General features: G+C 72.1%; 12 protein-coding genes and 1 pseudogene. 6 read left to right on the forward strand and 7 right to left on the reverse strand.

Annotated features, from left to right (window positions below):
• Window positions 1-339 precede the first annotated feature (339 nt).
• The 3 genes and pseudogenes from KIK06_RS23180 to KIK06_RS23190 all read right to left on the reverse strand — a co-directional run.
• Window positions 340-1,527: pseudogene (locus KIK06_RS23180) on the reverse strand (LCP family glycopolymer transferase); the annotation flags it as partial.
• 520 nt (window positions 1,528-2,047) lie between these two features.
• On the reverse strand, window positions 2,048-2,716 hold the full coding sequence (locus KIK06_RS23185; RefSeq protein WP_268645072.1) for a hypothetical protein: 669 nt from the start codon (window positions 2,714-2,716) through the stop codon (window positions 2,048-2,050).
• A gap of 313 nt (window positions 2,717-3,029) precedes the next feature.
• The gene (locus tag KIK06_RS23190; protein WP_268645073.1) at window positions 3,030-4,217 is read right to left on the reverse strand and encodes an ROK family transcriptional regulator; all 1,188 of its coding nucleotides are present in this window, start codon (window positions 4,215-4,217) and stop codon (window positions 3,030-3,032) included.
• 214 nt (window positions 4,218-4,431) lie between these two features.
• Here KIK06_RS23190 and zwf point away from each other — a divergent pair, with 214 nt between their 5' ends.
• From zwf to eda, 3 genes are all read left to right on the forward strand, one after another.
• Window positions 4,432-5,913, forward strand: coding sequence for a glucose-6-phosphate dehydrogenase (gene zwf / locus KIK06_RS23195; RefSeq protein ID WP_268645074.1), 1,482 nt, complete (start codon window positions 4,432-4,434; stop codon window positions 5,911-5,913).
• On the forward strand, window positions 5,910-7,730 hold the full coding sequence (gene edd / locus KIK06_RS23200) for a phosphogluconate dehydratase (RefSeq protein WP_268645075.1): 1,821 nt from the start codon (window positions 5,910-5,912) through the stop codon (window positions 7,728-7,730). Before zwf ends, edd begins: the two co-directional genes overlap by 4 nt.
• Before the next feature lie 84 nt (window positions 7,731-7,814).
• Entirely contained in the window at window positions 7,815-8,453 is a 639-nt protein-coding gene (gene eda / locus KIK06_RS23205) for a bifunctional 4-hydroxy-2-oxoglutarate aldolase/2-dehydro-3-deoxy-phosphogluconate aldolase (protein WP_017599122.1), read from the forward strand.
• A gap of 192 nt (window positions 8,454-8,645) precedes the next feature.
• Here the strand turns inward: eda and KIK06_RS23210 are convergent, their stop codons facing one another.
• Complete coding sequence (locus tag KIK06_RS23210; protein WP_268645076.1) at window positions 8,646-9,272, reverse strand: TetR/AcrR family transcriptional regulator; 627 nt, start codon at window positions 9,270-9,272, stop codon at window positions 8,646-8,648.
• Between the two features lie 162 nt (window positions 9,273-9,434).
• Between KIK06_RS23210 and KIK06_RS23215 the strand changes: the two genes are divergently transcribed.
• Window positions 9,435-11,036, forward strand: a complete 1,602-nt coding sequence (locus KIK06_RS23215; protein ID WP_268645077.1) for an ABC-F family ATP-binding cassette domain-containing protein — start codon at window positions 9,435-9,437, stop codon at window positions 11,034-11,036.
• Between the two features lie 13 nt (window positions 11,037-11,049).
• Here KIK06_RS23215 and KIK06_RS23220 read toward each other — a convergent pair whose 3' ends face one another.
• The gene (locus tag KIK06_RS23220; protein WP_017599123.1) at window positions 11,050-11,631 is read right to left on the reverse strand and encodes a DNA-3-methyladenine glycosylase I; all 582 of its coding nucleotides are present in this window, start codon (window positions 11,629-11,631) and stop codon (window positions 11,050-11,052) included.
• 113 nt (window positions 11,632-11,744) lie between these two features.
• Here KIK06_RS23220 and KIK06_RS23225 point away from each other — a divergent pair, with 113 nt between their 5' ends.
• Window positions 11,745-12,326 (forward strand): GNAT family N-acetyltransferase, encoded by a 582-nt coding sequence (locus KIK06_RS23225; protein ID WP_268645078.1) that lies wholly within the window; start codon window positions 11,745-11,747, stop codon window positions 12,324-12,326.
• Window positions 12,327-12,362: 36 nt separating this feature from the next.
• A complete protein-coding gene (locus KIK06_RS23230) occupies window positions 12,363-12,749 on the forward strand; it encodes a hypothetical protein (RefSeq protein WP_017599125.1) in 387 nt (128 codons plus the stop codon).
• Between the two features lie 186 nt (window positions 12,750-12,935).
• Here the strand turns inward: KIK06_RS23230 and KIK06_RS23235 are convergent, their stop codons facing one another.
• Together KIK06_RS23235 and KIK06_RS23240 are read right to left on the reverse strand one after the other, a co-directional pair.
• Window positions 12,936-14,705, reverse strand: coding sequence for an ABC transporter ATP-binding protein (locus KIK06_RS23235; protein ID WP_268645079.1), 1,770 nt, complete (start codon window positions 14,703-14,705; stop codon window positions 12,936-12,938).
• Window positions 14,695-16,590 (reverse strand): ABC transporter ATP-binding protein, encoded by a 1,896-nt coding sequence (locus tag KIK06_RS23240; RefSeq protein WP_442789833.1) that lies wholly within the window; start codon window positions 16,588-16,590, stop codon window positions 14,695-14,697. Before KIK06_RS23240 ends, KIK06_RS23235 begins: the two co-directional genes overlap by 11 nt.
• Window positions 16,591-16,849 lie beyond the last annotated feature (259 nt).

The raw sequence follows: 16,849 nt of genomic DNA on the forward strand, positions 1-16,849 counted from the left end.
CCCAGAACGTGCGCCCACCGGTCGTGGCGGGCGCACGCGGCCTCGGGTGGTGAGCGGAACCCGTCCGCCGATGGAGGCGCCAGCAGGAACTGTGGGGGTTCCTGGCGCATACCGGCGTAGACCGAGAGTTCCCGCCGCCCGAGGCCACCGCGGCCCCGGACAGTCCAGTCCGGGGCCGCTCCTCGTCTCTCGTCCGGGGTCCGTTCCGGTCTGGTGTTCACCCGGGTCCGCGTTCGGTCAGGATCCACGGCCCCGACGGTCCGCCGGGGCCGGCGCGGACCGGCTTCGAGCCGGGGAGGGGCAGGCGGACGGCTCCTCCGATCCCAGGCCCCTCCCGGCTCAGCTCCGCGTGCCGGTGCCGAAGCCGAGGCCGTCCACACAGGGGTCGGCGGTGGCGTCACGGCCCTCGCCGGGAGCGGGGGACGGTGCGGCCTCCTCGACCGCCTCGGCACCGGACTCCTCGGCCCCCTCGTCCTCCGGTGCGGGTGACGCGGACTCGGAGGGCTCCCTTGGGGCTCCCGCCTCGTCGGCGGCCAGCTGTGCGGGCAGCGAGTGGTCCTCACGCACGGCGGTGAACAGTTCGGCGGCCTGGGTCTCGTCCCACAGGATCCGGTTGGGGTCGTAGGGCGCCGGATACCAGGGCACGGTGTGGAACTGGATGTCGGACAGGTCGACGTCGGCGAGCGTGACCGCGATCGAGAGCATCCGGTCGAGGGTGAGGCCGCGGTCGGTGGCGCTGTTGTTGGCCACGGCGGTGAGGAGATCGTTGAGCCGTGCGGGACTGGTGAGGACCTCACGCCGACTGACCTGGTCGGCGAGGGCCCCGAGGAACATCTGCTGCCGGTCGATGCGGCCGATGTCGCCGCCGTCGCCGATCTCGTAGCGGGCCCTCACGAAGGAGAGGGCCTCGTCACCGTCGAGGACCTGTTCCCCCGCCTCCAGGTCGAGCCCGGAGCGCTGGTCGCGCATCGGTTCGGGGATGCACATCTCCACCCCGCCGATCGCGTCCACCACGTCGCGGAAACTCATGAAGCTGAGGTGCACGAAGTGGTCGACGCGGATGTCGGTCAGCGTCTCGACCGTGCGCACCACACAGGGCGGGCCGCCGTGGAACATCGCGGCATTGATCATCCCGAAGTAGCCGCCGGTGCCCTCGGTCTGCCCGTAGGGGGCACAGGCGGGGAGCATCACGAGGGAGTCGCGCGGAAAGCTGATCACGGAGACGCGGTCGCCGTCGGGGGAGATGTGCGCGAGCATCAGCGCGTCGGAGCGCTCCCCCTCGAACTCCCGGCTGTAGGCGGTGGTGCCCTCCTCGTACCCGTCGGTACCCATGAAGAGGATGTTGACGGCGTCGTTGAGCCGGTCGGGCCGGTCCTCCTCGTCGAGCACGGCGCCGAGGTCGTGCTGGAGCATGCTGGAGCGCAGGTGGCTGTAGTAGCCGTAGGCCGTCCCCACACCGGTGATCAGTACCAGGGCGAGCCCCGCCGCGGTCCACAGGAGGATCCGGCGCCAGCGGCGGCGCGGGCGGGTCCGGGCGGAGGGGATGTCCGGCCCGGGGGCGGTGAAGGAGTCGTCGACGCGCATGGGCAACCTCGTGAGTTCGGCCAGCGACGGGTGTCGGGTACCCGCCCGCTGTGGGGCGCACGTCCGTGTTCAGGGGTGACGGAGGGCACGCGGGAAGCGGGCGCGGGTCGCCGTGGGACCCTGGAGGGCCGTGGGGGAGCGGCCGGAGGTCCAGGAGGAGGCGGCCGGGCCGGGCGAACGCCGGAACCCGGTGAACCCGCGCGTGGCTGAGATCCTAAGTGAAGTTCCCGTCGATCGCGCGTTCGGGTTGTCCGCGCGCGGGGCCCCTGACCACAAATGCGCCGCACAATTCCTTCACCGGGCGGTCGTCCACTGACGCTTTTCGAATCCGACTTTCGCATCCGTGCCCGCAATAATCACGTCCGACCCGCCGAATGGGGGCGGGTTCGATGATCTGCGGACAGTCCCGGCGCAACGATCCGGCGTGGAGACGCCTGGTCGGGGCGCGTCGACGGGCGACGGGTCAGTCGTCCCAGAACGCGCTCTCCTTCTCGTTCTCGGCGGCGTCGGCGGCCGTGGTCGAGGCGGCGCCCTTGGCGGACGAGCGCGTACCCCCGCTCTTCGCGCCGCTCTTGGTGCCCTTGCGCGCCGGGGCCTTGGAGCCGGTGTGCCTCGGCCGGGAGGTGACCTGGCTCTTGGTGATCGGCTCGCTGGGCTTGGGGGCCTCACCCGCGTGGATGCTGAGGGCCTCCTCCTCGACGCTCAACATCTTGCGGACCTGGGCGGGCACCTCGGGCAGCCGCTCGGCGCGCAGGTGGGCGCCCAGGATCTCCAGGGCGTGGTCGCACAGCAGTTGCCGGGCGCGGGCGGACTTGACGCCGCTGAGTTCCTCGATCTCGGGGAGCTCGCGTTCGCGGAGCAGGCGGATGACGTCGCGGAGACGGTCGCGCGTCTTGCGGTCGGTCATGGACATGACCGTCAACTCGGCCTCGGCGAGGAAGCTCTGCTGGGGGTCCTGGGAGTCGCGCTCAGCGATGAACGCGCTGGTCAGGCTGCGGGCGGAGGCGCGGGAGGAGGCGCGGACACCGTCACGGCGGATCAGGCGGGCCTGGACGGCGGTCACGACGACGCTCGTGACCAGGCTGATTCCGGCGCCCAACAGGATGAGGAGGAGCGGGTTGTCGTCGAACACGGTGGAGACCTTTCCGGGCGGGGGCCCGCACGGGATGCGGTCACGGGGGTGACGGGGGAGTGCGGGTGTGACCGGGTGCTGGGCGACTATTCGGCACGGTGAGGGTCCTTGTCAAGTGCCCATACATCGCAGACGCGCGTCGTGAACGGCGTCTTCACAGGTCACGCGGGTGTTTATGGGGGTGGGGTCGGGCGCTGGCGACGTGGAGGGCGAGGTTGGGGCTAGATCCCCTTCCTGGAAGGTCTGCCCGGATGGTCGGGGGCGGCAAACCTTCTGTCCACAGGCTGTGGACAGAAGGTTTGCCGAGGTGGGATCACCCCGCCAGGAGTTTGTTCACCGCCTCCGGGGAGAGGATCTCCTCGGTCACCATGGCGGCGCATCCGCGCACGCCCGCGTCGTCCCAGAGCGTGCTCGGCACCACGCGCAGCTGTCGGGTGGCCAGGGCCGTGCACTGCTGGAACACGATCTCCCGCACGCCGGCGACCAGGTGGTCGTAGGCCTCCGACAGGTCGCCGCCCAGCACGATCACCTCCGGGTTGAGCAGGTTGACCGCCCCGGCGAGCGCCTCGCCCAGCCGACGGCCCGCATCCCGGACCAGGGTGACCGCCACGGGGTCGCCCTCGGTCGCCAGGGCCACCAGGTCCTTCAGGCCGTTCAGACGTTGCCCGCGCGCCGCGGCGCTCTCCAGCAGCCGCCGTCCTCCGGCGACCGCCTCCAGGCAGTCGGTGTTGCCGCAGCGGCAGGGCAGCCCACCGCCGTCGCGGACGGGGATGTGCCCGATCTCCCCGGCCGCGCCCAGGGCGCCGCGCAGCATGTGCCCGCCTGACAGGAGTCCGGCGCCGATGCCGGTGGAAACCTTCACGAAGATCATGTCGTCGGCGTGACCGTGTCCGCCCGCGATGTGTTCGCCGAGGGCCATCACGTTCACGTCGTTGTCCACTGTCACGGGTACGGGGAAGCGGTCGGCGACCAACGGAGCGAGAGGCACCCCGGCCCACTTGCCGAGAGAGGGCCGATCCTCGGCGCGGCCCGCGTGGAACTCGACGGTGCCGGGCAGGCCGATGCCCACGCCGCGGACGTCGCCGGGGTCGCGTCCGAGCGCGGCGAGCTGTTCCGTCCAGGTGTCGAGCAGCCAGGGCACCGTGACCTCCGGACCCTGCTCCATGTCGGGGGAGCCGGGGGTACGCACGAGCACCTCGCCGTCCAGGTCGCACACGGCCGCCTGGCTGCGGGCCATCCCCAGGGCGCTGGTGAGGATGAGGCCGCTGGCGGCGTTGAACTCCAGGAGCGTGGGCGGTCGGCCGCCGCTGGAGACCGCCCCGGTGCCCTCGACGACCAGGCCGCTGTCGATCAGCTCGGTGACGCGCAGGGCGACCGTCGGGCGGGAGAGCCCGGTCGCGCGCGCGATCTCCGACCGGCTGGTGGCCGTGCCGGTGCGAATCATCTCCAGGATGTGGCCGCTGGTGGCCGTCGAGGACAAGCGTCCAGGGGTTCTAGCCATGCCTCATTGAATCATTACGTCCCGGTGGCGACGGGATGGCTGGGATGTTATGTAAAGAAGTGTTCTGAAGTGTGCTTGGTTTTTTACCATACTCGGGCTTAAAGTCGGAAGGGCCGAGTGGAACCCGACACACGGACCACCGGAGGCCACCCCGCGCGTACCCCGCGGTCCGCGCCCACATCCCCGCCCTCCTCTTTCGCTGGAGCAGCCCGAAATGTCGCAGCAGTCCGCGCCCAGACCCACTGACCTGGTGGTCTTCGGGGGTACCGGCGACCTGTCCATGCGCAAACTCCTCCCCTCCCTCTACCTGCTGGACCGAGACGGCCACCTGGACGGGGGAACACGCGTGGTCGCCGTCTCCCGCGACGGTCTCAGCGACGCCGACCTGCGCGACAAGGCCGCCGCCGCGGTACGCGGGCACCACGCGGTCCAGGTCGCCGAGCCCGACGTCCTCCACCGCTTCCTCACCCGCCTCTCCCACGTCACGGTCGACGTCGGCGGGGACCCCTCCGGCTGGTCCGACCTGGTCGACACCCTCGGAAGCGACCGCGACCGCGTCTTCTACCTCGCCGTCCCGCCGATGATCTCCGGTGCCATCTGCCGCGGTCTGGCCGACGCCGGGCTCGTCACCCCGCGCTCCCGTGTCGTCATGGAGAAGCCCCTCGGCCGCGACCTGGCCTCCTCCCAGGAGGTGAACGACGCCGTCGGCGCGGTCTTCGACGAGTCGCAGACCTACCGGATCGACCACTACCTGGGGAAGGAGACGGTGCAGAACCTGCTCGTCCTGCGGTTCGCCAACGTCTTCCTCGAACCCCTGTGGAACTCCCGCTGGATCGACCACGTCCAGATCACCGCCGCCGAGACCGTCGGCGTCGGCGGACGCCGCGGGTACTACGACACCTCCGGCGCCATGCGGGACATGGTGCAGAACCACCTGCTCCAGCTGCTGTGCCTGACCGCGATGGAGCCCCCGGCCAGCTACGACCGTGAGGCGGTCCGCGACGAGAAGCTCAAGGTCCTCCAGTCCCTGAGGCCGCTCGAGGGGGAGCGCGTCGCCGAGGACGCCGTCCGGGGCCAGTACGTCGCCGGAACGGTCCAGGGCTCGGAGGTCGCCGGTTACCTGGACGAACCGGGCGGAGCACCCACCAGTACCGCCGAGACCTTCGTCGCCCTGCGCGCCGAGATCGCCAACTGGCGGTGGGCGGGTGTCCCCTTCTACCTCCGCACCGGCAAGCGCCTGGCGCACAACCGTTCGGAGATCGTGGTCCGCTTCCGCGAGGTTCCGCACACGATCTTTCCCGGCACCAACACCCTCCCCGGGGCGGGCAGTCTCGTCATCCGCCTCCAGCCGGACGAGGGGATACACCTCACCATGCTGGCCAAGACGCCCGGCGCCGGAGCGCTGCGGCTGCGGCCGGTCCCCTTGGAACTGAGCTTCGCCAACACCTTCGCCACCCGCTCACCCGAGGCCTACGAGCGGCTGCTGATGGACGTGTTGGCGGGGGACTCCACCCTCTTCATGCGGCGTGACGAGGTCGAGGCCGCGTGGCGTTGGGTGGACCCCATCATCGAGGCCTGGAACGGCCAGAGCACCACCCCAGAGACCTATCCAGCCGGGAGCGCCGGCCCCGCGGGCGCGCACCGGCTCATCGGCCGCACCGGCCGGACGTGGTACGAAGAGGAGCAGCCCCGATGACCGCGCACACCCCCGCCATCCACCCCGTGATCGCCGACGTCACCGCACGGCTGGCCGAGCGCAGCGCCGAGACCCGGTCGGCGTACCTGGCCAAGATCGCCGCCGCGGCCAAGGAGGGCCCCGCCCGTAGCGCCCTCGGCTGCGCGAACCTCGCGCACGGCTTCGCCGCCTGCGGTGTGTCCGACAAGCTCGCGCTCTCCGGCGACGTCACCCCCAACGTGGCGATCGTCTCCGCCTACAACGACATGCTCTCGGCACACCAGCCGCTGGAGGCCTACCCCGCGATCATCAAGGCCGCCGTGGCCGAGGCGGGCGGTGTCGCCCAGTTCGCGGGCGGGGTGCCCGCGATGTGCGACGGCGTCACGCAGGGTCGCCCGGGCATGGAGCTGTCCCTGTTCAGCCGGGACGTCATCGCGATGGCCACCGCTGTCGCGCTCTCGCACGAGATGTTCGACGCCGCCCTCATGTTGGGCGTGTGCGACAAGATCGTGCCCGGTCTGCTCATCGGCGCGCTGTCCTTCGGTCACCTGCCGGTGGCCTTCGTGCCCGCCGGACCGATGCCCTCGGGGCTGCCCAACAAGGACAAGGCCCGCGTCCGGCAGAAGTTCGCGGAGGGCAAGGTCGGTCGCACGGAGCTGCTCCAGGCCGAGTCCGCCGCCTACCACGCGCCCGGGACCTGCACGTTCTACGGCACCGCGAACTCCAACCAGATGCTCATGGAGGTCATGGGCCTGCACCTGCCGGGTGCCAGTTTCGAGCAGCCGGGTACGCCGCTGCGCGAGGCGCTGACCGCCGAGGCCGGGCGCCGCGTCCTGGCGCACACCGCACTCGGGGACGACTACACCCCGGTCGGTGAGCAGGTCGACGAGCGGGCGATCGTCAACGCCGTCGTCGCCCTCCTCGCCACCGGCGGGTCCACCAACCACACGCTGCACCTGGTGGCCATCGCCCGTGCCGCTGGGATCCAGCTGACCTGGGACGACTTCGCGTCGCTGTCCGAGGTCGTGCCGCTGCTCACCCGGATGTACCCCAACGGCGCCGCCGACGTGAACCGGTTCCACGAGGTGGGCGGCATGGCCTACCTCATCGGCTCCCTGCTGGACGCGGGGCTGCTCCACGAGGACGTGCGCACGGTCGCCGGCCAGGGGCTCGGCCGGTACCGGGAGACCCCGCGGCTGGAGGGTTCCACCCTCACGTGGGGCGACGGTCCCAAGGAGAGCGCGGACACGACCGTCCTGCGCGGGGTGGAGGAGCCCTTCGCCGCCGACGGCGGTCTGCGGATGCTGTCCGGCAACCTGGGCCGTGCCGTCATCAAGGTGTCGGCGGTCGCGCCCGAGCGCCACGTCGTCGAGGCCCCGGCCCGCGTCTTCGGCGACCAGGCCGAACTCCAGGCGGCCTTCTCCGCCGGTGAGCTGACCGGTGACTTCGTGGCCGTGGTCCGGTTCCAGGGCCCGCGTGCCAACGGCATGCCCGAACTGCACAAGCTGACCCCGCCGCTGGCGGTGCTCCAGGACCGGGGCCAGAAGGTGGCGCTGGTGACGGACGGGCGGATGTCGGGTGCCTCCGGAAAGGTGCCCGCCGCCATCCACGTCTCGCCGGAGGCCGAGGCGGGCGGCGCGCTGGCGTTCGTGCGTGACGGCGACGTCATCCGGCTCGACGCCGTCGCGGGCACACTGGAGGTGCTGGCCGACCTGAGCGGTCGCGAGCCCGCCCAGCCGACGGTGGACTCGTCCGCCGGGACCGGCCGCGAGCTGTTCGCCGCCCTGCGCGGCGCGGTCGGCCCGGCCGAGGCGGGCGCGGGCGTCTTCGGCGTCTGAATCTCCTCAGTTTCCCGCGGCGCCGCTGTCCGATCACGCACCGCGGCGCCGTGAACCCTGACGAATCGACCCTGGAGACGACACATGACGACGATCCCCCGCTCGGGAGCGGACGTGCTCGACCTCGCCCCGGTGATGCCGGTGGTAGTGGTCTCGGACGCGGAGACCGCGGTGCCGCTGGCCCGCGCGCTGGTGGCGGGCGGCCTGCCCGGTATCGAGGTGACGCTGCGGACCCCGGCGGCTCTGGACGCGATCGAGCGGATCGCCGCCGAGGTGCCCGAGGCCGTGGTGGGCGCGGGCACCGTGGTCGGCGTGGAACAGGCGGCCGCGGCCGCCGCCGCGGGGGCGCGGTTCCTCGTCAGCCCCGGGTGCACGCCCGACCTGGCCGCGGCGATGGCCGACACCGGGCTGCCGTTCCTGCCCGGTGTGAGCAGCGTGTCCGAGGCGATGGCTCTGCTGGAGCGCGGTGTCTCGGAGCTGAAGTTCTTCCCGGCGGAGGCGGCGGGCGGCGTGCCGTTCCTGAAGTCGCTGGGCGGTCCCTTGCCGCAGGTGCGGTTCTGCCCGACCGGTGGCATCACGGCGGCCTCGGCCCCGACCTACCTCGCCCTGCCCAACGTGGGGTGTGTGGGCGGTAGCTGGCTGACCCCGGCGGACCTCGTGGCGGCTGGGAAGTGGGACGAGATCACCGTCCTGGCCCGGGAGGCCGCCGCCCTGGAGCGCTGACCCGGAGACGGCTGGACGGTCCACGAACGGGCCCCGGTACGCGACGCTCGTCGCGTACCGGGGCCCGTTGGTGTCGGAGGGGTTCCTGGGGCGTTCTGGGGCAGATGTTTCCGGCGGCGTCGTACCCGGTACGGACGTCGGGGCGGACCCCGTCAAGGACGCCTTCCGGGCCGGACACGGGGTCCGGGGCGTTCAGCCGGAGGAGTCCTGCGCGGCGAGGAGGCCTTGGGCGGCGGCCTCCGCGGCGGTGCGGGCGGCCCGTCGCAGGTCGGTCGGGGCCACCGGTTCACGGCTGACGAGGAGCCGGTAGTAGATAGGGGCGACCGCCGCCCGTACGACCTCGAGGGAGTCGGTGTCCGCGGGGATCTCTCCCCGGCCGACCGCTTCGGTCACGACCACGGCGGCGCGCTCGTGCCGGTCGGCCATGAACACGCGCAGGGCCCGGGCGACGGTGGGGGAGTCGAGGGCGGCGGCGATGGAGGCGGTGGACAGGTCCTTCTCCGGTGCGTCGGTGAAGCCCCGGGCCACGGCCTCGGTGAGGGCGAGCAGGTCCCCGTACAGGGAACCGGTGCGCTCCGGTTCCCACGGACGGGCGGCCGACCACTCCAGAGCGGCCGCGAGGAGGCCGTCCACGCCGCCCCAGCGGCGGTAGACGGTCGCCTTGTGCACGCCGGACCGGGCGGCGACGCGTTCGACGGTGAGTGTGTGGTGGCCGTGTTCACCCAGTTCGTCGAGGGTGGCCTGAAGAACGGCCGCCGTGTTGCGCGCGGTGCGGCCGCCAGGCCGGGAGCTGCCGGGCGCGGGCGTGTCGGAGGTCATAACGCAACTCTAGTTGCATTTGATTCCCACCCGTGTCATAGTCACCTATTGCTAACGCGACATTAGTTGCAACAGTTGACGTTCCGAGGAGGAGATCACCATGGGCCGCATCATCCGAACCCCAGGTCCCCAGCCGCTCTCCACCGCTCCCGGGAGGTCCGGATGTCCTTCTCCGTCGTCTGTTCTCGACTCACCTTCGCCTGGCCCGACGGCACGCCCGTCTTCTCCGGCCTCGACGCCGCCTTCGGCTACGGCCGAACAGGGCTGATCGGCCGCAACGGCAGCGGCAAGTCGACCCTGCTCACGCTGCTCACCGGCGAGAACGTCCCGTCCTCGGGCACCGTGTCGGTCAGCGGGGACGTCGGCTGCCTGGACCAGGGGATCACCCTGGACACCGGGCGCACGGTCGCCGAACTGCTCGGCATCGACCGGGTGCGCGCGGCCCTGCACGCCATCGAGGGCGGCCGGGGCACCGAAGCCGACTTCGACGCCGTCGGGGACGACTGGGACGTGGAGGAGCGCGCACTCGCCCAGATGGAGCGCTTCGGGGTCGACCTGGACGGGAGCGGTCCGCTGGACCGGCCCGTCGGGACGCTCTCGGGCGGGGAGACGATGCTGGTCGCGCTCGCCGGTCTGGCGCTGCGCCGCCCCGCCGTCACCCTGCTGGACGAACCGACCAACAACCTCGACCGCTCGGCCCGGGAACGGCTCTACGACGCCGTCGACTCCTGGCGCGGGGTGCTGATCGTGGCCAGCCACGACCGTGAACTCCTCGACCGCGTCGACCAGATCGCTGAGCTCAGGGAGGGGAGGCTGCGGGTGTGGGGCGGCAACCACTCGGCCTACACCGGGCTGCTCGCCGCCGAGCAGGAGGCAGCCCAGCGCACGGTGCGCGCGGCCGAGGCCGACGTGCGGCGGGAGAAACGGCAGTTGGCCGACGCGCACGTCAAGCTCGCCCGGCGGCAGCGCTACGGCCGGAAGATGTACGACACCAAACGTGAACCGCGCGTCGTCATGAAACAGCGCAAACGCGATGCCCAGGTGGCCGCGGGCAAACACCGGATCATGCAGGAGGGGAAGCTGGCCGAGGCGCGCGACGCGCTCGTTCGCGCGGAGGACGCCGTGCGTGACGACGCCACGATCCGGGTCTCCCTTCCCGGCACCGAGGTTCCGGCCGGACGTGACGTCCTGGAGCTGCGAACCCCCGGTGACGGGCGGCTCCACGTGCGCGGCCCGGAGCGGATCGGGCTCGTCGGACCCAACGGTTCGGGCAAGACCACGCTGTTGCGGGCGGTGGTCGGCGGGGGCGCGCATCCGCTGGTCGGGGTCGTCCGGGCCGTGGACCGGGTGGGGTACCTGCCGCAGCGGTTGGACGTCCTGGACGACGACCTCAGTGTGTTGGACAACGTCCGCGCCGGGGCGCCCGCGGCGACGCCGCACGAGGTGCGGGCCAGCCTGGCCAGGTTCCTCGTACGCGGGGACCGTGTGGACCAGCGGGCCGCCGACCTCTCCGGGGGAGAGCGGTTCCGGGTCTCCCTGGCCCGGTTGCTGCTGGCGGACACACCGCCGCGGCTGCTGGTCCTGGACGAGCCCACCAACAACCTGGACCTGGACAGCCAGCGGCAGCTCGTGGCGGCGCTCGCCGACTACCGGGGCGCTCTGCTGGTGGCCAGCCACGACCACGCGTTCCTGGAGGATATCGGGGTGAGGCGGTGGTGGTCGCTCACACGCGGGCGGGCTCCGGTGGACGGCGGCGCCGGGTGAGCCAAGCCTGGAGTCAGGCGGGCTTGGCGGGGCAGCCGACCAGGTGGTCCTCGACCAGACCGTTGGCCTGGAGGTAGGAGTAGGTGATCGTCGTGCCCACGAACGTGAACCCGCGCCTCCTCAGGTCCTTGCTGATCCGGTCGGAGAGCGGGGTGCTCGCCGGGACCTGGGAGTGGTCGGTGAAGCGGTTGACCACGGGGACGCCGTCCACCCACCCCCACAGGTAGTCGGCGAAGCCGCCGTACTCGTCCCGTACGCGCAGGAAGGCCTGGGCGTTGCGGACGACGGAGGCCACCTTGAGTCGGTTGCGGATGATCCCGGGGTCCTGGAGGAGGGCGTCCAGACGGGACTGGTCGTAGGCGGCGACCGCCTCGGGGTCGAAGCCGTCGAGGGCTCGTCGGTAGTTCTCGCGCTTGTTGAGGACGGTGGCCCAGGACAGTCCGGCCTGGGCCCCCTCCAGGACGAGCATCTCGAACAGGTGCCGGTCGTCGCGGGACGGGCGGCCCCACTCCTTGTCGTGGTAGGCGGTCATCAGGTCCGACGCCCCCCGTGCCCAGGCACAGCGCGGGTCAGCGGAGGTGGTCGCGGCGGGCATGGTGCTCCTCGTCGGCGGTGGGCACGGGTGTGCGGACATTGTGCCCGAGGGGTGGGACATGACGGGCGCGAACCTCGTTGCGGGTGGGGCGGGGGTGGGGGCAGGATCGGAACGTGACGGATATCGAGACACGTTCCGGGGGGCTTGGGCCCGGTCCCCGGCGGGTGCGGTTGGTGCTCCTGACCGCGCAGGTCCTGTCAGCCCTGGTGGACGGTGACCTGGTCAAGGCGGGTGAGCTGGCGGAGGTCGAGTTCGGCGCGGGGTTCCTGGCGGACCGCTGGCTGTGGGACTTCCGCCTGGTCCAGCTCACGGAGGACCCCGGAAAGGCCGGATGGCTGGCCTACGCGATGGTTGACGCGGACGACACGGGCAGCCAGCCGAAGGCGGTGGGTCACGGCGGATTCCACGGACCGCCCAACGGCGAGGGCATGGTCGAGATCGGGTACTCGGTCCTTCCGGAACACCGCCGCCGCGGCTACGCGAAGGCGACCGTCGCCGAGCTGATCCGCCGCGCCGCGGCCTCCCCCGGGGTGACCACGGTGCGGGCGTCGATCCGCCCGGACAACGTCGCGTCCCTGGCCACCATCGCCGGTTTCGGCTTCACGCACGTGGGCGAGCAGTGGGACGAGACCGACGGCCTGGAGTACATCTACGAGCGTCCGGTGGCCCTTCCACGGGAGGAATCCGGGGCATAGGATCGACTTATCTTGACATCAAGATAAGGAGCCCGCATGGCCGCCCCCGACACGACCACCGACCTCGGCTTCGCACCGCACCACGTCCTGGTGTGCGTCCCCGCCGGAACCGAGAACGTCTGCCGTGCCTTCTACGTCGACACCCTCGGGCTGGTCGAGATCCCCAAGCCGCCGGCCCTGACCGCCCGGGGCGGGCTGTGGCTCCGCGGCGACACCCTGGAGATCCACCTCGGTGTCGATCCCGGCTTCCGCCCCCAGCGCAAGGGGCATCCCGGCATCCTCGTCCGCGAGATCGACGCCCTGGCCCAGCGGCTCGCCGACGCCGGACACGAGGTCGACTGGGACCCCCACCTGCCCGGTTACCGGAGGTTCTACGTGGACGACGTCGTCGGCAACCGGCTGGAGTTCCTCGCGCCCGCCTGAGGGCCGTTCGCATCGGAGCACACCCGGCGGGCCCGGGCGCGGGTTTCGGGGGGCAGGAGCCCACATCCCCGGGTCGGTGTCGTGTGACCTCCTCACGCGGGCCTTGGGCACCTGGACCGCGGCGATCGGACAGCGTGCGACGATTCGACGAGCGCGGCGTCGCCGGGGCGATCCTCGCCGGGCCGGTCAGGGGACGGTGCCGTGCCAGGAACGCCACAGGGACGCGTAGGGGCCGCCCGCGTGGACCAGTTCGTCGTGGGTGCCGAGTTCGGCGATCCGCCCCTCCTCGACCACCGCGACCCGGTCGGCGTCATGCGCCGTGTGCAGCCGGTGCGCGATCGCGATCACCGTCCGACCGTGGAGCACGGCGGCGAGCGACCGCTCGGTGTCGCGTGCGGTGGTCGGATCCAGCAGCGACGTGGCCTCGTCGAGGACCACCGTGTGCGGGTCGGCCAACACGACCCGAGCCAGGGCGAGTTGTTGGGCCCGTGCCGCGTCCAGGGTCGTGCCCCCGGCGCCCACCCGGGTATCCAGCCCCTCCGGAAGGGAGCGCACCCAGTCGGCGCCGACGGTGTCCGCCGCGGCGAGCAGCGCGGCGTCGTCGGCGTCCTCGGCCGCGATGGCCAGGTTGTCCCGCAGGGACCCCACGAAGACGTGGTGCTCCTGGTCGACCAGGATGACCCGTTCACGCAGCTCCTCCGGTGGCAGGGCCGCGACCGGCACCCCGCCGACGGTGACCCTCCCCGTGCTCGGGGCGTCGACACCGGCCAGGAGCCGACCGAGGGTCGTCTTCCCGGCGCCCGACGGTCCCACGACCGCCAACCGCTCACCCGGACGCACGTCCAGGTCGATCCCGTGCAGGACGTCCCGCCCGTCGACGTAGGAGTAGCGGGCGCCGCGCACCTCGATCCGGTCGTCGGCGGGCACCGCCCGGGTGGTGGGGGCGGGGGTGACCTCGCCGACCCCGCGCAGCCGGGCGAACGACGCGCCGCCGCCCTGGAGCTGTTCGAGCCAGATCATCAACGTGCTGAGCGGCTCGCTCGTCTGCGTCATGTACAGCGCGCAGGTGACGACCACGCCCAGGCTGGCCCCGCCCTCCAGGTACAGGAGTCCGCCCACCAGCAGGACCACTGTCGTGGGCAGGGAGAAGGAGAAGCCCGCCACCGAGTAGAGGACCGTGCGCAGGGCCAGCGTGCGTCCGCGCGCCCGGTACAGGTGTTCCGTGTCGGTGTCCGTGACCTCGATCCGCGTCCGTTCGAGCCCCAGGGCAACCACTGTGTGCCCGCCCTCCGCCGTGGCGGTGACCCCCTCCACCGCGGTCGAGTTGGCCGCTCCCTCCGCGAGGTAGGCCGCCCGGGACCGAAGCAGGTACCAGCGCGCCACCCACCAGGACGGTGGCACCGCCACCAGGATGAGGACGCCCAGGAGCGGGCTGAGCCAGAACACCGCGACCAGGAGGAAGAGCACCTGGAGCAGGGCAGGGACCACTTCGGGGAGGGCGCGGCGCAGGGTCGTCCCCACGGTGCCCACGTCCGCGGTGACCCGCGTCGTGAGATCGCCTGTCCCCGAGCTCTCGGCCATCCGCGCGGGCAGGGCCAGGGTCCGGTCGACGAAGTCCTCCCGGAGCCGGAGCAGCGTCCGCTCGCCGAACCGGAACGCCCCCAGCCGGGTGTACCGGGTCAGGAGCAGATGGGCGATCGCACATCCCGCGACACCGAGGGCCAGCCGGTCCACGGTGCCGGCGGTCGCGGTGCCGGCCTCCAGGTGGTCGACGATCCTGCCCAGCAGGTAGGGCCCCGCCAACGCCACGGCACTGGCCAGGCAGGCCACCGCCCCGAGCCGGACCAGCGTGCCCCGCTCCGCGCCCAGGAGTCGTCGGGCGTCCCGTCGGACGGTTTCGGGACCGGCCACGGGCAGGGTCTCGGTCCGTCCGGCGCCGTTCCCGTCAGCGCCCATGGTCCGCCCCCGTTCGTTCGGTCGCCCCTGTGTGTTCCGGCGGTCCGGCCGTCTTCGTCTCCTTTGACCGGTCGTCGTCCCGGGTTCGCGGTTCCCTCGACGTCTCCCGCAGGACGAGCGACCGGTAGTCGCTCCGTCCGGCGAGCAGTTCCCCGTGCGTTCCCTCGGCAGCCACCACGCCGTCGACGAGCAGGACCACCCGATCGGCCCGTTCGAGCAGGAGCGGGGAGGTGCCCACCACCAGCGTGGTCCGTTCCTCCCGCGCCTCGTGCAACCGCGCGATCACGTCCGCCTCGGTCCGCGCGTCCACCGCGGAGGTGGGTTCCACCAGGATCAGGACCTCCGGGTCGGCGAGCACCGCCCGGGCCAGCCGCAGTCGCTGGCGCTGCCCCCCGGACAGGTTGCGGCCCTGGGCCCGCACCTCGGAGTCGAGTCCGTTCCCCAGGGAGGAGAGCACGTCGGTCGCCCCGGCGACGCTCAGGGCCGCCATGATCTCGGCGTCGTTCCGGTCGCCGTGCACCCCGACCACCTCACGCAGCGGACCGGCGAACACGTAGGACTCGTTGTCGCTGACCAGGACCCGGTCCCGGAGCGCCTCCGGATCCAGGTCACGCAGGGTCACACCGCCCCAGGAGGCGTCCGAGGGGTGCGCCAGCCGCTCGACGACCGCCGCCGCCCGGACGGGGTCGGCGGAGACCAGGGCGGTCATCGACCCCGGCGCCACGCGGAGTCCCGACTCTCCGTCGACGAGCTCCGCCGGTCCCTCGGGCCCCGGGTGGGAACCAGTCCCTCCGGCGTGCCGTGGGAGGAGGGCGAGTAGGCGCACCACGCGGCGAAGGGAGACGTGCCCGTGGGTGAGGTTGCCGGCCGCCTCCACGAGGAAGAACACCGGGACCACCAGGACCGCCACATAGCCGTAGACGGCCACCATCTCCCCGACGGTGATCACCTCCGCCACGGCCAGACGGGCGGAGATCCAGGTGACGGCGGCGACGAAGAGCAGCGGCAGGCAGGAGCTGACCGCGGCGAACCAGCTGTCGGCGGCGCCGACGCGATACCCCTGGCCGAGCAGCGCGGCGGAGCGCTCCCGGTATCTCGAGGCGAACCGTTCCCGGCCGCCGAGACCGGTGAGGACCCGGAGCCCGGCGACGATGTCGCCCGCGAGCTCGGTGAGCTCGCCCTCGCGGTCGCGGTACGCGCTCTGCCTGCCGCGCAGACCGCTCAGCATCGGACCGACGCTGAGCGCGAGCAGGGGAACGCCGACCACCACGACCGTGCCGAGGAGGGGATCGATGGTGAAGAGCAGGACGGCGGTTCCCGTGTAGGCGACGACGGCGCCGACACCCGGGCCGGTCATGGTGAGGACGTGCGCGATCCTGCCGACGTCGGTGACCTGGATCGTGGACAGCTCACCGGTGGAGATCCGGCGGGACAGGTCGGCGCCCAGACGTGCCGCGTGCCGCGCCACCACGCGCAGAGTGCGCAGGGAGGCGTCCGCGCGCACGAGCGTCATCGTGCGGTGCCGCATGACGGCCGCGAGGGTGTTGACGGCTCCCGCCGCCAGGAGGGCGAGCACCCAGAACAGGAGGGCGTCGCGATTCCCGGCGCGCAGGCCGTCGTCGACCGCGCGGGCCACGAGGTAGGGCGGGACCATGAGCCCGACCATCCAGACGGTGCCCCAGAACGCCCCGGTCAGGACCCAGCGGGGTTGGGCGGCGATGAGCCACCACAGGTAGCGCCACGGGCCGCGGGCGTCGGGTGTGCCGGGCGACGTCCGGGTGTCCCCGGCCCGGTCATCGGGGTCGGGCGTGTGCTCCGCCTCCGTGCCGGGGTCGTCCGTCTCCCGGAGACCGCCCCCGTCGGTGCGCGGCTCGGATCCGCCCACACGCGTGCCATGGGTCCGTGCCACCCGTTTCCCCTTTTCCGCCCTGCTCACCCTGGTCATACTCCGTCCCGTTCGGACTGGGGGGGATTTCCCCGTCCCCGAGTTCGGATCCCGCCTTTCACGAAGGCCCGCCCTCTTCATGAGACCAAGGCGAACCGGGTTCGGGAAGAGGCTGTTGACAGCCTGTGGACGACCGTCGTCGGCGTCGGCCCGGAAACTTTCGGGCTTTTGCAACATCAGTCACATAAGTAACAAAACG

The sequence above is a fragment of the Nocardiopsis sp. EMB25 genome (genome assembly GCF_026797795.1).
GTDB classification, from domain to species: Bacteria; Actinomycetota; Actinomycetes; order Streptosporangiales; family Streptosporangiaceae; genus Nocardiopsis; species Nocardiopsis lucentensis.